Source organism: Kiritimatiella glycovorans, from assembly GCF_001017655.1.
GTDB lineage: Bacteria > Verrucomicrobiota > Kiritimatiellia > Kiritimatiellales > Kiritimatiellaceae > Kiritimatiella > Kiritimatiella glycovorans.
The window spans coordinates 2130658-2147310 of sequence record NZ_CP010904.1 but is presented as its reverse complement, the minus strand read 5'-3'; the positions used below and the strand labels follow the sequence as shown (position 1 = coordinate 2147310).

Annotated in this window: 15 protein-coding genes; 12 read left to right on the top strand and 3 right to left on the bottom strand. The window is 64.7% G+C overall.

Annotated features, from left to right (window positions below; translation table 11 throughout):
• Positions 1–64 precede the first annotated feature (64 nt).
• The 6 genes from cimA (at position 65) to L21SP4_RS09020 (ending at position 7326) form a co-directional block, all read left to right on the top strand.
• Positions 65–1669: a citramalate synthase gene (gene cimA / locus L21SP4_RS09045; RefSeq protein ID WP_052882349.1), complete on the top strand. Its 1605-nt coding sequence runs from the start codon at positions 65–67 to the stop codon at positions 1667–1669.
• A gap of 57 nt (positions 1670–1726) precedes the next feature.
• Positions 1727–4399 carry a valine--tRNA ligase gene (locus tag L21SP4_RS09040; RefSeq protein ID WP_201774617.1) on the top strand — a complete coding sequence of 891 codons (2673 nt, stop codon included), beginning with the start codon at positions 1727–1729 and terminating at the stop codon, positions 4397–4399.
• Positions 4400–4411: 12 nt separating this feature from the next.
• Positions 4412–5320, top strand: coding sequence for a lipoyl synthase (gene lipA, locus L21SP4_RS09035; RefSeq protein ID WP_052882348.1), 909 nt, complete (start codon positions 4412–4414; stop codon positions 5318–5320).
• The gene (locus L21SP4_RS09030) at positions 5298–6044 is read left to right on the top strand and encodes a glycosyltransferase family 2 protein (protein ID WP_144413812.1); all 747 of its coding nucleotides are present in this window, start codon (positions 5298–5300) and stop codon (positions 6042–6044) included. The genes lipA and L21SP4_RS09030 overlap by 23 nt, the downstream gene beginning before the upstream one ends.
• Positions 6041–6763: a COG2426 family protein gene (locus L21SP4_RS09025; protein WP_052882346.1), complete on the top strand. Its 723-nt coding sequence runs from the start codon at positions 6041–6043 to the stop codon at positions 6761–6763. The genes L21SP4_RS09030 and L21SP4_RS09025 overlap by 4 nt, the downstream gene beginning before the upstream one ends.
• 311 nt (positions 6764–7074) lie before the next feature.
• Positions 7075–7326, top strand: coding sequence for a NifU family protein (locus tag L21SP4_RS09020; RefSeq protein WP_052882345.1), 252 nt, complete (start codon positions 7075–7077; stop codon positions 7324–7326).
• Between the two features lie 3 nt (positions 7327–7329).
• Here L21SP4_RS09020 and L21SP4_RS09015 read toward each other — a convergent pair whose 3' ends face one another.
• Positions 7330–7650, bottom strand: a complete 321-nt coding sequence (locus L21SP4_RS09015) for a DUF167 domain-containing protein (RefSeq protein ID WP_201774616.1) — start codon at positions 7648–7650, stop codon at positions 7330–7332.
• 555 nt (positions 7651–8205) lie between these two features.
• Here L21SP4_RS09015 and folD point away from each other — a divergent pair.
• The 6 genes from folD to L21SP4_RS08985 all read left to right on the top strand — a co-directional run bounded on the left by folD (position 8206) and on the right by L21SP4_RS08985 (position 14613).
• Positions 8206–9093: a bifunctional methylenetetrahydrofolate dehydrogenase/methenyltetrahydrofolate cyclohydrolase FolD gene (folD, locus tag L21SP4_RS09010; RefSeq protein WP_052882343.1), complete on the top strand. Its 888-nt coding sequence runs from the start codon at positions 8206–8208 to the stop codon at positions 9091–9093.
• Complete coding sequence (locus L21SP4_RS09005; protein WP_082116660.1) at positions 9080–10195, top strand: LptF/LptG family permease; 1116 nt, start codon at positions 9080–9082, stop codon at positions 10193–10195. The genes folD and L21SP4_RS09005 overlap by 14 nt, the downstream gene beginning before the upstream one ends.
• A 40-nt stretch (positions 10196–10235) precedes the next feature.
• Entirely contained in the window at positions 10236–10940 is a 705-nt protein-coding gene (locus L21SP4_RS09000; protein WP_160300771.1) for a phosphatase PAP2 family protein, read from the top strand.
• A gap of 73 nt (positions 10941–11013) precedes the next feature.
• Positions 11014–11991, top strand: a complete 978-nt coding sequence (locus tag L21SP4_RS08995) for a glycosyltransferase family 2 protein (protein ID WP_052882340.1) — start codon at positions 11014–11016, stop codon at positions 11989–11991.
• Positions 11988–12938: a lysylphosphatidylglycerol synthase transmembrane domain-containing protein gene (locus tag L21SP4_RS08990; protein ID WP_052882339.1), complete on the top strand. Its 951-nt coding sequence runs from the start codon at positions 11988–11990 to the stop codon at positions 12936–12938. The genes L21SP4_RS08995 and L21SP4_RS08990 overlap by 4 nt, the downstream gene beginning before the upstream one ends.
• Before the next feature lie 115 nt (positions 12939–13053).
• Positions 13054–14613, top strand: coding sequence for an ArnT family glycosyltransferase (locus L21SP4_RS08985; protein WP_082116659.1), 1560 nt, complete (start codon positions 13054–13056; stop codon positions 14611–14613).
• A 9-nt stretch (positions 14614–14622) separates the two neighbouring features.
• On the opposite strand, the gene L21SP4_RS08980 is transcribed toward L21SP4_RS08985, so the two are convergent.
• Both L21SP4_RS08980 and L21SP4_RS08975 read right to left on the bottom strand, forming a co-directional pair.
• Positions 14623–15006, bottom strand: coding sequence for a TspO/MBR family protein (locus L21SP4_RS08980; RefSeq protein ID WP_052882338.1), 384 nt, complete (start codon positions 15004–15006; stop codon positions 14623–14625).
• Between the two features lie 281 nt (positions 15007–15287).
• On the bottom strand, positions 15288–16652 hold the full coding sequence (locus L21SP4_RS08975) for a Gfo/Idh/MocA family protein (RefSeq protein WP_052882337.1): 1365 nt from the start codon (positions 16650–16652) through the stop codon (positions 15288–15290).
• Position 16653: the final 1 nt, after the last annotated feature.

Genomic DNA, 16653 nt, shown 5'->3' with positions numbered 1-16653 from the left:
CTGTTCTGCGACAGGGCGGCGGGGAAGCGGTCCGGGACGGCCGATGCGTCGGGAGGGTGAGTCGATGAACAAGCAACGCATTGAAATCTATGACACGACGCTGCGCGACGGCGAGCAGGCCGCCGGCGTATCGTTTTCGCTGGTGGGCAAGCTGCGCATCGCCCGCCGCCTCGATGAATTCGGCATCGATGTGATCGAGGGCGGGTACGCGGCGTCGAATCCCAAGGACATGGAGTTCTTCCGGCGGCTGCGCGAGGAGGGCTTGAGTCACGCCCGCCTGGCGGCGTTCGGGAGCACGCGGCGCGCGCATACCGCCGCGTCCGAGGACCGCGGTCTGCAGGCGCTGATCGAGGCGCAGACGCCCGTCTGCACGATTTTCGGCAAGAGCTGGCTGTTGCACGTGCGCGAGGTCCTGTGTACCACGGAGGACGAGAATCTGGCGATGATCCGCGACTCGGTCCGCTTCCTCAAGGAACAGGGCCGCGAGGTGATCTACGATGCCGAGCACTTCTATGACGGGTACAGGGACGATCCCGGGTACGCCCTGAAGACGCTCAAGGCCGCGGAAGAGGGCGGGGCCGACCGTCTGGTGCTCTGCGATACGAACGGGGGGTCGCTCCCCGAGGAGATCCATGCCGTCACCGAGGCGGTGGCGGAGGCCTGCACGACGCCGCTGGGCGTGCACGCGCATAACGACGCCGAACTCGGTGTGGCCAACAGCCTCGCCGGGGTGCGCGCCGGAGCCACCCACGTCCAGGGAACGATCAACGGGATCGGCGAGCGGTGCGGCAACGCCAACCTCGTATCGATCGCGCCCGCGCTGTTCTACAAGATGGGCTGCGACTGTCTGTGCGGCGAAGCATCGCTCCGCCACCTCAAATCGCTGGCCCGCTTCATGTGGGAAGAGGCCAACATGCGTCCCTATCCCAAAGCGCCCTACGTGGGCGACGACGCCTTCGCGCACAAGGCGGGGATGCACGTCGACGGCGTGCGCAAGGTCCCGGCGAGCTTCGAGCATATCGAACCGGAAAAGGTGGGGGCCCAGCGCCGCGTCCTGATCTCCGAGCTCTCGGGCGCGAGCAACGTCTTTCTCAAAGCCGTGGAGATGGGGATTGATGTCGACCGCAAGTCGCCCGAGGTGCGCGAGGTGCTCAAGCAGCTCGAAAAGCTCGAACGCGAAGGCTACGAATACGAGTCGGCCGATGCCTCGTTCCAGATGCTCATCAAGAAGGTGCTCAAGTCGCACAAGACCTTTTTCGATCTCGAGGCCTTCCGGGTGATGGTCGAGAAGCGGAGCAAGAGCGAGCCCTGCATGTCGGAGGCCACCGTCAAGGTGAACGTCGGCGGGGAGACGGAGTTCACCGTGGGCGAGGGCGACGGTCCGGTGGACGCGCTCAACCAGGCGCTGCGCAAGGCGCTGATGCGTTTCTACCCTTCGATCGCAGACGTGGTGCTCAAGGACTATCGGGTCCGCATCCTCGATCCGGAGGAGGCCACGGCCGCGCGCACGCGGGTGCTGATCGAATCGGGCGACGGCCGGCGCGTCTGGGGTACCGTCGGGGTCTCGGAGAATATCATCGAGGCCTCCTGGGAGGCGCTCGTGGACAGCGTGGAGTACAAGCTCTTCCTGGAGGAAGAGAGCGGCCCCGAGGGCGGCGGCGGAGCGTGAACCTCTGTTCCGCTCCGAATGCGTGCGGGGCGGGCGAACTTCAGCGGGATGATGGCTATGACCGAAATGGCGAAGACGTACGATCCGAAGCAGGTGGAGCCCAGGTGGTACCGTCACTGGCGCGAACAGGGGCTGTTCGAGGCCGGTGCGGGGCAGGGCGATCCGGCCTGTATCGTGATCCCGCCCCCCAATGTGACCGGCATTCTGCACATGGGGCATGCGCTCAACAATACCATCCAGGATGTCCTGATCCGCTGGTGGCGCATGCAGGGTCGCGCGGCGCTCTGGGTTCCGGGTACGGACCATGCGGGGATCGCCACCCAGAATGTGGTGGAACGCAAGCTCCACAAGGAAGGTAAAACGCGCGAGGACCTCGGCCGCGAACGTTTCCTCGAAGAGGTCTGGAAATGGAAGGATCAGTACGGCGGCACGATCGTCAACCAGCTCAAACAGCTCGGCGCGTCCTGCGACTGGAGCCGGGAACGGTTCACCATGGACGAGGGCCTGAGCCGCGCGGTGACGGAGGTGTTCTGCCGGCTCTTCGAGAAAAACCTGATCTATCGCGGCCACTACATCATCAACTGGTGCCCCCGCTGCCGGACCGCCCTCTCCGACGAGGAGAGCGAGCATCGCCCCGTCAACGGCAAGCTCTATCATCTCCGCTACCCGATCAAAGGATCCAAAAAGCGGCTGCGGGTCGCCACCACCCGGCCGGAGACGATGCTGGGTGACGTCGCCCTGGCCGTGAACCCGCGCGATGAACGCTACGAGGGACTCGTCGGACAGACCGTGCTGCTCCCGGTCCTGAACCGCGAACTCAGGATCATCGCCGACGATTTCGTCGACCCCGAGTTCGGCACCGGGGTCGTCAAGGTCACGCCGGCGCACGATCCCAACGATTTCGAGATGGGGGTGCGGCACGAGCTGGAACCGATCGATGTGATGGAGGACGACGGGACGATGGCGGAGACCGCCGGCCCGTATGCGGGCATGGACCGTTTCGCGTGCCGCGAGCAGCTCCTGAAAGACCTCGAGGAACAGAACCTGCTGGAGAAAGTCGAAGAACACGATCACTCGATCGGGCACTGCTACCGCTGCGATACGATGGTCGAACCCCGCCTCTCCCCGCAGTGGTTCGTGCGGATGAAACCGCTGGCGCGTCCCGCGATCGAAGCCGTCAAGGACGGCCGCATCAAGTTCACCCCCGAACGCTGGACCCGGGTCTACCTGGACTGGATGACGAACATCCGGGACTGGTGTATCTCGCGCCAGATCTGGTGGGGGCACCGGATCCCGGTGTTCTACTGCGACGACTGCGACCACGTCTGGGCCGACCGCGGCACGCCGGAGGTCTGCCCGAAGTGCGCTTCCGGCGCGATCCGCCAGGACCCGGACGTGCTCGACACCTGGTTCTCTTCGTGGCTGTGGCCGTTCAGTGTGTTCGGGTGGCCCGAAGAGAGCCGGGACCTGGAGCAGTTCTATCCGACCGACACGCTGGTCACGGCCTCGGAAATCATCTTCTTCTGGGTCGCGCGCATGATTATGTCCGGTCTCGAGTTCATGGACGATATCCCCTTCCGCCGCGTCTATATCCACGGGACGGTACGCGACGACGACGGCGTGAAGATGAGCAAAAGCCTCGGCAATTCCATCGACCCCCTGGATATCATCGACCGCTACAGCGCCGACGCGCTGCGGTTCAGTCTGATCATGCTCACCGCCACCGGCCAGGACGTGTACCTCTCGGACGAGAAATTCGAGATCGGGCGCAATTTCGGCACCAAGATCTGGAACGCGGCGCGTTTCATGAAGATGAATGACGACGGCGCCGCGTTCGATCCGCGCCGTCCGCCGTTCGACGAGATGGCGCTGGAGCCGGACGATCAGCATATCATCGCCCGGCTCAACGAGACGATCGCCTCGGTGTCCGAGAACCTGGAGCGTTTCCGGTTCAACGATGCCGCGCTCTCGCTCTACGACTTCCTCTGGCATAATTTCTGCGACTGGTATGTCGAATATTCGAAATCCGTGTTCTACGGGGAGGACGAACAGCGCAAGCAGGACGTCATCCGCGTCATGCACTACGTCCTCTGCGCCTCCCTGCGGCTGCTGCACCCGATCATGCCGTTCCTTACCGAAGAACTCTGGCACGCCATGGGCTACACCGCGATGTCTTCAAGCATCATGACGGCCGAGTGGCCGGAATCGTTCGGATACGAGGAGATGAAGCCCTGGGGCGTCCGGCGCGCGACGGTCGAGTACGTGGAGGCGAAACACGATCTCATCCGCGTCGGCCGCACCCTGCGCGCGGACTACGATCTCAAGCCGAAGCAGAGACCGGCCTTCCGGGTGCGCCCGTCGCAGGAGCGCTTCGCGGACATGCTGCACGAGGACCGCGGATCGGTGGCCGACCTGCTCCCGGCGGCTGAAGTGGTCGTCGACCGCGAATTCCATCCCGAAAGCGCGATGCCCAGCGGAATCAGCCGTCTCGGCACGGTCTATATGTCGATCGAGGGACTCGTCGATGTCGAGGCCGAGATACAGAAACTCCATAAGCAGCTGGAGACCGTTGAACAGGGGCTCACGGCCGTCAACCGCAAGCTGGAAAATGAAAACTTTCTGAACAAAGCGCCGCGCGAAGTGGTGGACACCCAGAAACAGCGCAAAAGCGAGCTGCAGGAGAAGAGCCGCAAGCTGAAACGGCTGATCGGCACGCTGCGGAACGCCTGACCGGGACGGCCTATGACGCGTAGCACCAGGCAGGAAGAGACCGGGCACGGGCGGCTGCCGGAGTGGTTCCGGCGTCCGCTGCGCACCGCGCACGCCTACCGGGGTGTGAGTGCGGTCCTTAGTGAACTCGGACTCCATACCGTGTGCGGGAGTGCGCAGTGCCCGAACCGGCACGAGTGCTGGAGCGGAGGCACGGCCACGTTCATGATTCTCGGGGACCGCTGTACGCGCAACTGCAGATTCTGCGCAGTGGCCCACGGGCCGGAGTCGCCGCCGCAGGCTGATGAACCGGAGCGCGTGGCGGAGGCGGCGCGGCGCTTGAACCTGCGCCACGTGGTGGTGACCAGTGTGACGCGCGACGACCTCCCGGACGGCGGCGCGGATCTTTTCGCGCGTACGATCGAGCGGCTGCACGAGCCCGGCGGCGTCACCGTGGAAGTGCTCACCCCGGATTTCGGAGGCGACCGCGCCTGCGTGGACCGCGTCATCGACGCCGGCCCCGAGGTCTTCAACCACAACCTCGAGACGGTCGAACGCCTCCAGCCCGCCCTGCGTCCGGAGGCCTCTTACGGGTGTTCACTCGACGTGCTGCGCGCGGCCGCGGAGCGCGGAGGCGAAGCCGTGCTCGTAAAGTCGGGCCTGATGCTCGGGCTCGGAGAGACCGACGCGGAGATCGGGCAATCGCTGCGCGACCTGCACGCCGCAGGCTGCCGGGCGCTCACGCTGGGCCAGTACCTCGCGCCGACGCGCGGGCACGCGCCGGTCCAGCGGTTCGTGCCGCCGGAGCGTTTCGAGGAATGGGCCCGCCGCGCGCACGAGTGCGGTTTCGAGGCCGTGGCCTCCGGGCCGATGGTCCGGTCCTCCTACCAGGCGCGTGAGATGTGGGAGACCGTCTCCCGTGCGCGCAGAGAGGGACACTGATATGGTCCGCGCCCGCACACTCGAACATGTGTATGCCGTGATCTGCGCCTTCCGCGAAGAGCGGCGCATCGCGGAGGTTGTGGAAGGTGCCCGGGCCCGCGGTTTGAATGTCATTGTGGTCGACGACGGCTCTGAAGACGCCACCTCGCGCCGGGCGGAGGAGGCCGGGGCCGAGGTGATCCGGTTCGAGTCCAACCGCGGCAAGGGCGCCGCGCTGCGCGCGGGGTTCGACCGTATCCGCGATGCGGAGTGCGACGCCGTGATCACGCTCGACGGCGACGGGCAGCACGATCCGGGCGAGATCCCGCTTTTCCTCGAGGCGTACCGCCGGACCGGTATCCCCGCGCTGATTGGCAACCGCATGGCGGCGCCGGGACCGATGCCCCTCTATCGACGCACCGTGAACCGTTTCATGAGCCACAGCCTGCGTAAAACCACCGGCGTGTATCTGCCGGATCCCCCGTGCGGGTTCCGCTTCTACCGTGCCGATGTACTCCCCTACATCCAGTCCGAGGACGACCGCTTCGGTGCCGAATTCGAGATGCTGCTCAATATGGCCTCCCGCCGCATCCGGATGGACAACGTGCGGATCAGTTCTATTTACGAGGGCGAACCCAGCAGGGTGAGACCCGTGCGGGATACGCTGCGCTTCTTTTCGATCGTCCAACGCCACCGCCGGCGTCAGAAGGGCTTCGCGCCCGGCGAAACCCTCTGGAGTTCATGATGCGCGCGATATGGCTGGCCTTATGCCTCGTGTGCGCGGCCCTGAGTACGGAAGCCGCGCCTTCGCCGTCCGGGGAGCACGCGTCGATCGGAGAACGCCTGGCCCTCGGCCTGGAGGAGGCGGGGCTGCCGGAGGAGGTCGTGATCTTCGGTATCGCGACGCTGCCGATCGTGGAACTCCGCGGCGCCGTGCCGGCGGGCCACGTCCTGATGGACGTCCCGTCCCTCGCGGGGCCCGCGCGGGCTGCGGCTTCCGTCAAGATCTACGCGCTGTCGGTCGCCGGCAACATGCTGCCGGTCCCGTTCATCCTTCTCCTGCTGGGACCTGTATCGCGGTGGCTGATGCGCTTTCCCGCCGGGAAGACCTTCTTCGACTGGCTGTTCGCGCGGACCCGGCGCAAAAGTGCGTCGATCGAGAAATACGAGACGCTGGGGCTGACCGTATTCGTGTCGATTCCCCTCCCGGTGACCGGAGGATGGACCGGGGCGGTCGCGGCGTTCCTGATGGGCCTCTCGTTCCGTCACGCCATGCTCTCGATCTTTCTCGGTGTGCTCATCTCCGGTATTATCATGACTACGCTCTCGCTCATGGGCTGGTGGGGGGCGGTGATCGCCGGCATCGCATTGCTCGCCCTCGCCCTCGGCGCCCTGCGCAGGAAGCTGAACGGGTTGAGTGAGAAACCTGAGCAGGCAGGAGAGAGTGAGAGACCTGAAACCTGAAACCTGAGACCTGATGGCTGAGTAAGAGGGGGAGAGGTTTGAGTGAGAGACCTGAAACCTGAGACCTGAGTAAGAGGGGGGAGGTTTGAGTGAGAGACCTGAAACCTGAGACCTGAGTAAGAGGGGGGAGGTTTGAGTGAGAGACCTGAAACCTGAGACCTGAGTAAGAGGACAGGGGGAGGCAGAGTCAGAATCAGAGTCAGAGTCAGAGTCAGAGGCAGAGGCAGAATCAGAATCAGAGTTAGAGTAAGAGGCAGAGGCAGGGGGAGGGGGAGAGCGATTTCCCCCGACCATGGCAAGCGGGAGGTATTATGACCGACGAAGAAATCTATGAAAAGGTGCAGCAGATCAACCGCGAGACGATCAACCCTTCGCTGGGCATGCACGGAGGCGGCGCGAAGATCGTTAAAGTTGAAGACGGGAAGGTCTACGTCGAACTGCTCGGCGGCTGCAAGGGCTGCATGGGCGCGCGGATGACGATGAAGGGCGGGATCGAAAAGATTCTGCGCGAACAGATCCCCGAGATTACCGAGGTGATCGACGCCACCGATCACAAGCATTGAGCTCTAAGTCAGTTTCCTGCGTATGTCCTCGCACCCGAGGCCCCGCACAAGGATGCGTTTGGACCGGCCGCGCTCTCCGGATCGCAGCTCAAGGCACCCCGGCGCCGTGCCCAGTTTTTCCGCCAGGAATTTGAGCAGGGCCTTGTTGGCCTTGCCGTCCACCGGCGGCGACTGAAGGCGGATTTTGAGTTCATCTCCGTATTCGCCCTGTACGCCCGTTTTAGAGGACCGCGGGCTTACGCGTACACGAAGCACGACCCCGTCGTCCGTCTGACTCAGCCACGGCATACGGGCACTATAGGAGAGCCCCCGGTGTTCACTCAATGAAGGTTCTTCGCAGATTTTTGTGGTGGAGCGCGGACGGCCTTCTGCTGTCCAGCAGAATCCCTGCCTTCACATGAAGAGCATGAAGGCGGGTTGAGGGGGTGAACATAATTCGTACTCTTACTCGTACTCGTACTCGTACGCGTACTCGGAGCGCCGAAGGCGCGATCCCACTTCCTCGATTCAAGGAATTCGAGTACGAGTACCGCTTCGCTGAGTACGAGTACGAGTACGATGTGACGCGAGCGGACTTGCCGCCGCTCACCATAAAAATTTACGAAGAACTTCAATGGTTCTATTTTCTTCGCGAGACCCAGCAGTTCTCATTATGGCCGCATTCCGACCGCGGACGGCGTGGCAGCCGTCCCTCCCGAGTCGATATCCGACGCATTTTCGGGCACTGGGAGGGTCGGGTGCCACCCCGACCGAAAAGGGTGAAGCCATAATGAGAATCGCTGCGCGAGACCAGCGTCGTCTTGTCTGCGTGAGGGTCAGGGCGTATAGTGCGCCTCACGTCGGTTACGGTACGGAGTCAACAGACAGCAGGGGGAGATCATGAGCGCGGACATTCTCGACGGCAAACAGATCGCGGCCGACATACGCGAGGAACTCAAACGGCGCGCGGCGGAGCTTACTTCAGCGGGCGTCACGCCGGGACTCGGCGTACTCCTCGTGGGAGACGATCCCGCCTCCCGGTCCTACGTGACCGCGAAGGAACGCGCCTGCGAAAAGGTGGGGCTTCACTCGCAGGAGACCGTCCTGCCCGCCTCGGCGAGCCGGGAGGAGATCCTCGAGGTCGTCAGGGGATACAACGCGGATGAGCGCATCCACGGCATTCTGGTTCAGCTCCCGCTCCCCGACAGCGCCATGGAGGCGGACGTGATCGAGACGATTCTTCCGGAAAAGGATGCCGACGGGTTTCATCCCGTCAGCGTCGGACGCATGATGCTCGGTCTGCCCGCCCCGCTTCCCTGCACGCCGCACGGTATACTCCAGATCCTGAAGCGTTCGGGGGTCACGATCGAGGGCGCCCACGCCGTCGTGGTCGGACGCAGTAACATTGTGGGCAAACCCGTCGCCAACCTGCTCAGCCGCAAATGGGAGCTGGGCAATGCGACGGTGACGGTCTGCCACACGCGGACGAAAGACCTGGGCGCGATCACCCGCCAGGCCGATATCCTGATCGCTGCGGCAGGCAAGCACAACATGATCTCGGCCGACATGGTCCGTGAAGGCGCGGTCGTGATCGATGTGGGCGTCAATCGCATCGAGGATCCCTCGGCCAAACGCGGCTACAGGCTGAGAGGCGACGTGGACTTCGAGGCGGTCCGGGAAAAGGCCGCCGCCATCACGCCGGTGCCCGGCGGAGTGGGGCCGATGACCATCACCATGCTGCTGCAGAACACGGTCGAAGCCGCGGAGCGCGTCGTTGCGAATTCTTGACCGATATGTGGGTCGCGATTTCCTGGTGACCTTTCTGATCACCGTGCTGGTGGTGACCTTTGTATTATGTGTCGGTGCGTTGCTCCGCTCGGTCGATCTCATGGCCCGCGGGATCTCCATCGCCCTGGTCGGCCGTTTTTTTCTGCAGAACATCCCGAAACTGCTCATGTTCACCATCCCGGTGGGCATCCTGATCAGTACGCTGCTGATGTTCGAGCGCGTGTCGTCCGACGGCGAGATCACGGCACTCAAATCCTGCGGGGTAAGCCTGTGGAATGTCGTCGCCCCCGTCCTGCTGTGGGCGCTTTTGTTTTCGGGGGTGTGCTTTCTCTTCAGCGGCTGGCTCAGTCCCCGCAGCGCCCACGCGAACCGGCAGCTTCTGCGCAGCGTCGGACTGGAAAACCCGGTGGACCTGCTCGAGGAAGGGCGTTTCGTCAGGGAGCTTCCGGGGCTGATGATCTATATCGGCAGCAAGGACGGGCGCGACGTCGAGGATGTGCTCGCCTACGAGCTCGCCGGCGAGCGCGTCCGGCGCAGCGTGCGCGCCGAACGTGGATCGATCCGGGTCGACGACCAGCACGGCATCCTGCGGATCGAACTCGAAAACGTCCGTATCCAGCTTCACGGAGAAGAGGAGGGCGGGGGGGATACGAAATACATCAGCGCGCGACGCTATCCCCTGCGGGTCGATATCGCCGAACTCACACGCCGCGGCGAGGTGAAGACGAAAGCGAACAACACGGCCTTTCCCGCACTCGTAGAGCGCATTTCCAGCCTGCGGAAGGAAGACTATCCCGGTGCGCCGCAGGCCTATCGCATCGAACGCATGGAATTGATCACCGAAGCCAACCGGCGTCTCACGCTGCCGCTCTCGTGTCTGACCTTCGCGTTGCTCGGGACCGCGATCGGGGTCCAGGGACAGCGCAAGGACTCCTCGCTGGGTATCGTATGGGGCGTGGTCGTCCTGGTGCTCTTCTACGCCTTTCTGCTCCTCGCCGACGGTCTCGGCGACCGGCCGCAGTTGCGGCCCGACCTGGTGATCTGGACACCTGTCGTGCTCGGCCAGGGGCTCGGTTGCCTGTGGCTGGCGCGACTAAACTGAAAGGACCGCAATGCACGGATCCGGTAAATGTAATGAACTCATGGTGTGGGCGCTCCCCCTGGCGTTACTCGTCGTCCTTACGGCGCTCTTCCGGGTCACCGGCCTGGATGTCCTGATTCTCGAATTTTTCTACGATCCGGACACGGGAGCCTGGATCTATAAACGGAATCCGGCTCTGAATGTGTATAACGACGCCGCCCAGTGGCCGGCCCTTGTCCTCGGGATCGGCGGACTGCTGGTTGCGGCGGCCGGCTTTTGGGTCGTCCGCCTCCGGCGCTGGCGCCGGTCCGGTTGCTATCTTTTTCTGGCCCTGGTGTTGTTTCCCGGACTGGTGGTGAACACCGTGCTCAAGGACCGGACCGGACGCCCGCGCCCGGAAGACACCCGCCCGTTCGGCGGGGAGCGGGAACTGCTTAAGGTGCTGGAGTTCGACTTCGAAGGGGGCCGCGAGGCGGGCCGCTCGTTTCCCTCGGGGCATGCCGCCTCCGGCTTTTTCATCCTCACGCCGTACTTCATCCTCCGCGAGTGGCGCCGCTACCGGCTGGCCCGTCTCTTCCTGGCGGTCGGCCTTGTGCACGGTCTATTGACCGGTCTCTGCCGGGTCGCGCGCGGCGAACATTTCCCGAGCGACGTGCTGTGGTCCTGGGCCGTGGTCTACTTCGGAGGGTACCTCCTCGCGAAGCTGTTCCGTTTCGGCTCGCGTAGAGACGTGGAGGATGAAGCCGGCGCGGCCGCAGCGTCTTGAGGGGGCTCGGGACGGGCGGAATCGGCCGCGGCACATAGAGCGGATAAAGACGGGTCCGTTAAGGAGGCAGACCATGGAGCATCAACAGAACCGGACCGGCGCCGGCGACGACCTGGAACTCTCGGTCGTCGTGCCCGTATACAACGAGGAACCCAACGTCCGCGAACTGAGCGAGCGTATCCTCGCCGTCGGCCGCGAAATGGCGGTTCCGTTCGAGGTGATCCTGGTCGACGACGGAAGCACGGACGGCACACCGGATCTGCTCCGATCCATCTGCCGCGAACAGCCTGAATGCCGCGCGGTGCTCTTCCGGCGCAACTTCGGACAGAGCGCCGCCATGACCGCCGGCTTTCACCACACGCGCGGCCGCGTGGTGGTGTCGATGGACGGCGACCTGCAGAACGACCCCGCCGATATCCCGGAACTGGTGAGCGGTCTCCAGGAAGGATACGACATCGTGTGCGGATGGAGAAAGGACCGCCAGGACCGGCTCCTGACGCGCCGGATTCCGTCGCAGTGGGCCAACCGTCTCATCGGACGTCTCACGGGCGTGCGGCTCCACGACTACGGGTGCTCGCTCAAGGCCTACGAGGGCGACCTCGTCCGCGACCTCGTCGTCTACGGAGAGCTGCACCGCTTCATCCCCGTGCTGCTCCACCTGCGGGGCGCGAACATGAAGGAGGTCGTGGTGCGCCATCACGCGCGCACCCGGGGCGAGAGCAAGTACAACCTCAGCCGGATGCCCACCGTCGTACTCGATCTCATGCTGATGCTCTTTTTCCAGCGGTTCCAGACCCGGCCGCTCCAGTTTTTCGGGCGCGGCGGCGGGCTGATGCTGGGGATCGGTGTGCTGATCGAACTTTACCTCACCGTGCTCAAGTTCGGCTTCGGACAGGATATCGGCGACCGTCCGCTGCTCCAGCTCGGCGCGCTGCTGATTATCTCGGGGTTCGTGGTGCTCGGCATCGGGCTGGTCTCGGAGATCGTCATGCGCGCCTACTACGAGACCTCCGGCCGCACCATCTACTCGATACGCGAGGTGGTGGAGTGACCCGCGAGATGCGGCGCATCGTATCGGCCGCCGCGCGGCTGCTGATCAGTGCCGGCGTAATGGCCGTGCTGCTGACGCGCATGGACCTTTCCGCACTGCGCGCGGCCTTCGCGCAGGTCCGCCCGGCCCACGTCCTCGCCGCCGTCGCGGTGTACACCGCGGCCCAGCTCGTCAGCAGCTTCCGCTGGTACGTGCTCGGGCGAAGCCTCGGTTTCCGCGCGCCGTGGCGATTTCTGGCCGCGACCTATTTCGCGGGGATGTTCTGCAATCTGTTTCTCCCCACGAGCATGGGCGGCGATGTACTCAAGGCCTGGCGCGTATGGCGCAGCGAACAGAAGGGCTGGATGTCGCTGGTCAGCGTGCTGGCGGATCGCGGCTTCGGCCTGCTGGCACTGATCTGGATCGGCGGCACCGCCGTCTGGCGGGTCCCGGCCGCGGCCACGGTGCCGGGACTCCGTTCCCTGTTTGCCGCGCTCGGAGCCGGCGCCCTGTGCGCGGTGATGCTGGCCCCGAAGCTGGCGGTCCCGCTGGAGCGGGTCCGGCACATCCGGGGGCTGGCGGAGGGGACGCGAATGATCTACCGCCGCCCGCTGACGCCCCTGATCGTGGCGGCTCTCTCCCTGCTGATCCAGGGCGCCGGGGTCGCCATCGTAATCCTCTACGCCCGGATGCTGGGCATGGAACTGCCGCTCCCGCTCGCGGCGCTGGCGTTCAGCGCCGCTACCGTGCTGACCCTGCTCCCCGTCTCACTGAACGGGATCGGGGTGCGCGAGGCCGGCTACGCCGCCATGCTGGGGATCGGCGGTGTCGCGCCGGAGCAGGCGTTTACCTTGAGCCTGCTCGTCTTCTTTACCCAGTCCGCCGTCAGCCTGGCCGGCGCCGTCCCGTTCGTGCTGGCCGGGGGGATGAAGAGGGAGCCGGGGTCAGAGTCAGAGTTAGTGTCATGATTAAGCACGGGCCGCAACCGCATGCTCCCCGTCTCTCACCACAAAAATCTACGAAGAACCACTTTTCCGAAGATCGGTGTTCTGAGAATCTGGACCCAGGCTGTGGGGTGAAGCGATGACGGAAAAACAGTACGAACTGAAGCGCAAAGATCTTCCGCCGTCGGTCACCGGGGCGCGGGCGGCGCTGCTGCTGCTGGCGGTGCTGGCGCTGCGCGCGGCGTATACGGCCTGGTGCGGCCTGCCGCTCTCTCCCGACGAGGCGTACTACTGGGACTGGAGCCGCCGCCTGGCGTGGGGCTACTACAGCAAGCCTCCCATGATCGCCGCGCTGATCGGCGCCTCGACCTCGCTCTTCGGCGCCACCACGTTCGGGGTCCGCATCGCCGCCGCCCTGCTGGGCACGGTATCGCTCGCCGCCCTCTATCGGTTCGCCGCGCGCCTGTTCGGCGCCCAGGCGGCCGGATGGACGCTGCTCGCGCTCCTGCTGATGCCGGCCAACGGGGCGCTGAACCTGATCATGACGATCGACGCGCCGCTGATGTTTTTCTGGTCGTTTGCGCTCTGGGCCCTGTGGGCGGCGGTGTCCGCGGAAAACGCCGCCCCGGGGCGCTGGCTCCTGGCGGGGCTGGCCTCGGGTCTGGCGCTGCTCAGTAAACAGACGGCCGTCGCGCTGCCCGCGCTTGCCGGTGTTCTCCTCGTCATGCATCGCCCGTACCGTCGCCACCTGGTCCGCGGGTTTCCGCTTTACCTGCTGACGACCTTCCTGTTCGCCGTCCCCGTCCTGGCCTGGAACGCGCAGCACGGCTGGATCATGTTTCAGCACACGGGAAGCCACTTCGAGGCCGAAACCGTGAAACTCGGGGAAAAGCTCAGTCATTTCGCCGAGTTTGCGGGATCGCAGATCGCCCTTGTTTCTCCGGTGACCTGGGGGCTGGCGGTGGCGGCGGCCCTGGGGGCGGGACTCCGCTGGAGGCGCGCGCCGGCGGCGGAGCGATTCCTGCTCGCTATGGGGCCCGCCCCGCTGGCGGCGATTTACGCGCTCGCGCTCGTACGGGAGATCAATCCGAACTGGCCCGCGCCGTTCTATATCACCGCGGTCATACTTGCCGGCGGATGGCTTTCCGGCGCGCTGGCGACCGCGCGCCGGCCCCGCCGCGCCGGAGGGTGGGGGCGCGCCGCGCTGTGGACGGGCCTGGTGCTTTCGCTGCTGACCTACGCCTCCCCCGTCGTCGTCCGCCTCGCAGGAGGGGCGGGAACGGATCTCGACCCGGCCGACCGGCTGCGCGGGTGGCCGCAGCTCGCGCAACGCATTCAGGAGGTCCGCGAAAGTGAAGCCGTCCCCGAAGACTCCATTCTGATCTCGGCAACGCACCGCCGGCCGGTCAGCCTGACGGCCTTCTACCTTCCGGATCAGCCCTTTATCCATCGCTGGAAGAGCGGCGATAATATCAGTTCCCAGTACGAACTCTGGCCGGGTCCGGTCGACCGCATCGGGGACGACGCCCTGATCATGGCCAATCACACGCCGGAGGCATTCCCGGACGAGCTTCGCGGGGTATTCGATGAACTCCGGTTTCTGGAGGAGATCGAAGTTCCGTACGGCCCCGGCAAGGTGCATCGTTATTTCCTGTACCACGGCCGCCGTCTGCGGCAATGGCCCCCCGGCGCGCAGTGAGCGGGTTCTTCAATTCAGCAGCACCAGCCCGAGGTTCAGGCCGGTGGCGAATAGAACCCACAGCAGATAAGGAATCAGCAGGAATCCCGCTGCGCGTCGCGTATGAAGGAATCGGTGGATCAGCGCTATGAGCGTTCCGTCCAGCAGCAGGATATTCGCAAGGGCCGCCTCCGGGGAATGCAGGCCGAAGAAGATCCAGGGCCAGGCGAAATTGGTCGCCAGGTGTACCGCGAGCAGGATCGAGGTTTGCACGACGTACTGGCGCCGGGGTGCGGTGTAGTAAAGGATCACCGCAATGGCGATCATGGTGTAAAGCACGGTCCACACCGGAGAGAAGACCCAGCCCGGTGGGGTCAGCGCCGGCTTGTTCAACGTGTCATACCACCCGTTCATAACGATTTGTGGAACTGCTGGAATTTTAGTGGCTGGACCAGAAATCCGCCCGCGTCACATCGTGCTCGTACTCAGCGAAGCTCTGCCCGTGCCCGATTATTTGGATTGTAAAAAGGATCGCGAGGGAACTCCAGTTGACAGGTGTAGCCAGGCCAGTCTGGAAGGGGTGTGCCTGGACTGCGAAGAATTCTTGCGACAACAGAAACGGCCGGTCTGAATCCGAAAATTAATCCGAATCACTCTCACCAGTCCGTTGTCTCGCCTCCTGTCCGTTCCCCGGACTAGACGGTCCACGGCGTGCGCATCGGACGGTCGAGGAACTTCTCCGCCTCGGGATCACCGATGATCTTTTCGCGTTCCGGATCCCACTCGATCGAACGGCCGGTCCGGGCGACGATATCGGTGAGATGGCTGATCGTGTCGGACCGGATCGCCGCCTCGATCGGACACACCGTCTCGCCGCCGGTCCTGATCGCCTGCACGAGATCGCGTCCGGGATGATCGCTCGCATGCAGCCGCGTGTCGCCGTTCTTGAGTTCGATCTTCGTGTATTGGTTGCGTCCGGAGGAATAGAGCGCGTTGCGGTCGACACTGATCCATCCCTCCGTCCCGTGAAAGGTCGTGCCGTGATTGCGGAAGGTGTAGTGGTACTCGCGCACCAGGGGTTTCGCGACGCGACAATCCATGAACCGCATCGGCAGCCCGCCGGCGTAGGTGCAGGTCATGTCCCACGATTCGGTGGTGTCCCAGAGTGCGCCGCGCGGGGGCTGATGGCCGGTGCCTTCGTAGCGCACCGGGCTGGTGTGATCCCGCTGCAGCCCCCACTGGGCGATGTCGAGCGGGTGGGCGCCCCAGCCGGCGATGAATCCGAGCGCGTAGTCATAGATATGCCACTGGCCGCCGCGCACGCAGCGGTCCACCGTGTACGGCTTCATCGGTGCGGGGCCGAGCCACATGTCGTAGTTCAGATCGTCCGGCACCGGCGCCTCCATCGTCGATCCGTACGGAGGATTGTGCGGCACCCCATACTGGGTCGACATGTCCGGCGACCAGGCCTCCACGCGCGTAATCTCGCCGATATAGCCGTTGAGCACGAGTTCGCAGGCCCTGCGGAAGTGGGGCTGGGAACGCTGCTGGGTGCCGTAGAGGAATTTCACGCCGCTGCGGCGGATCTCGTCGCGCAGCCGCCAGGCGAGTTTCATCGACGTGCCGAGCGGCTTTTCGACGTACATGTGCTTGCCCGCCTGTGCGGCGAGGATCGCCAGCGGGACGTGCCAGTGATCGGGCGTGCCGATGATCACGCCGTCGATGTCGTCGCGCGCGAGCACCTCGCGGTAATCCGCATAGGGGGTGCAGACCCGCCCCCCCTCCATCTCGTCGATCTCGGCCGCGAAGCGTTCCCGCCGACTCTTCCAGCAGTCGGCCGCGGCGACGACGCGTACATCCTTGAGTCCGGCGAAATAGCCTTTGCTGATCCCGGCGCCTCGATTGCCGACGCCGAGCGCGGCGAAGGTGAGTTGATTCGATGGCGCCTGCGCTCCGAGAACCGAGGAGGGAATGATGGCCGGGGCCGCCGCGGCAGCGGTCGCGGCTCCGAGAAAGGCGCGGCGCGAGGTGTGCGGAGATTGAGATTTCATTTCCTTCATC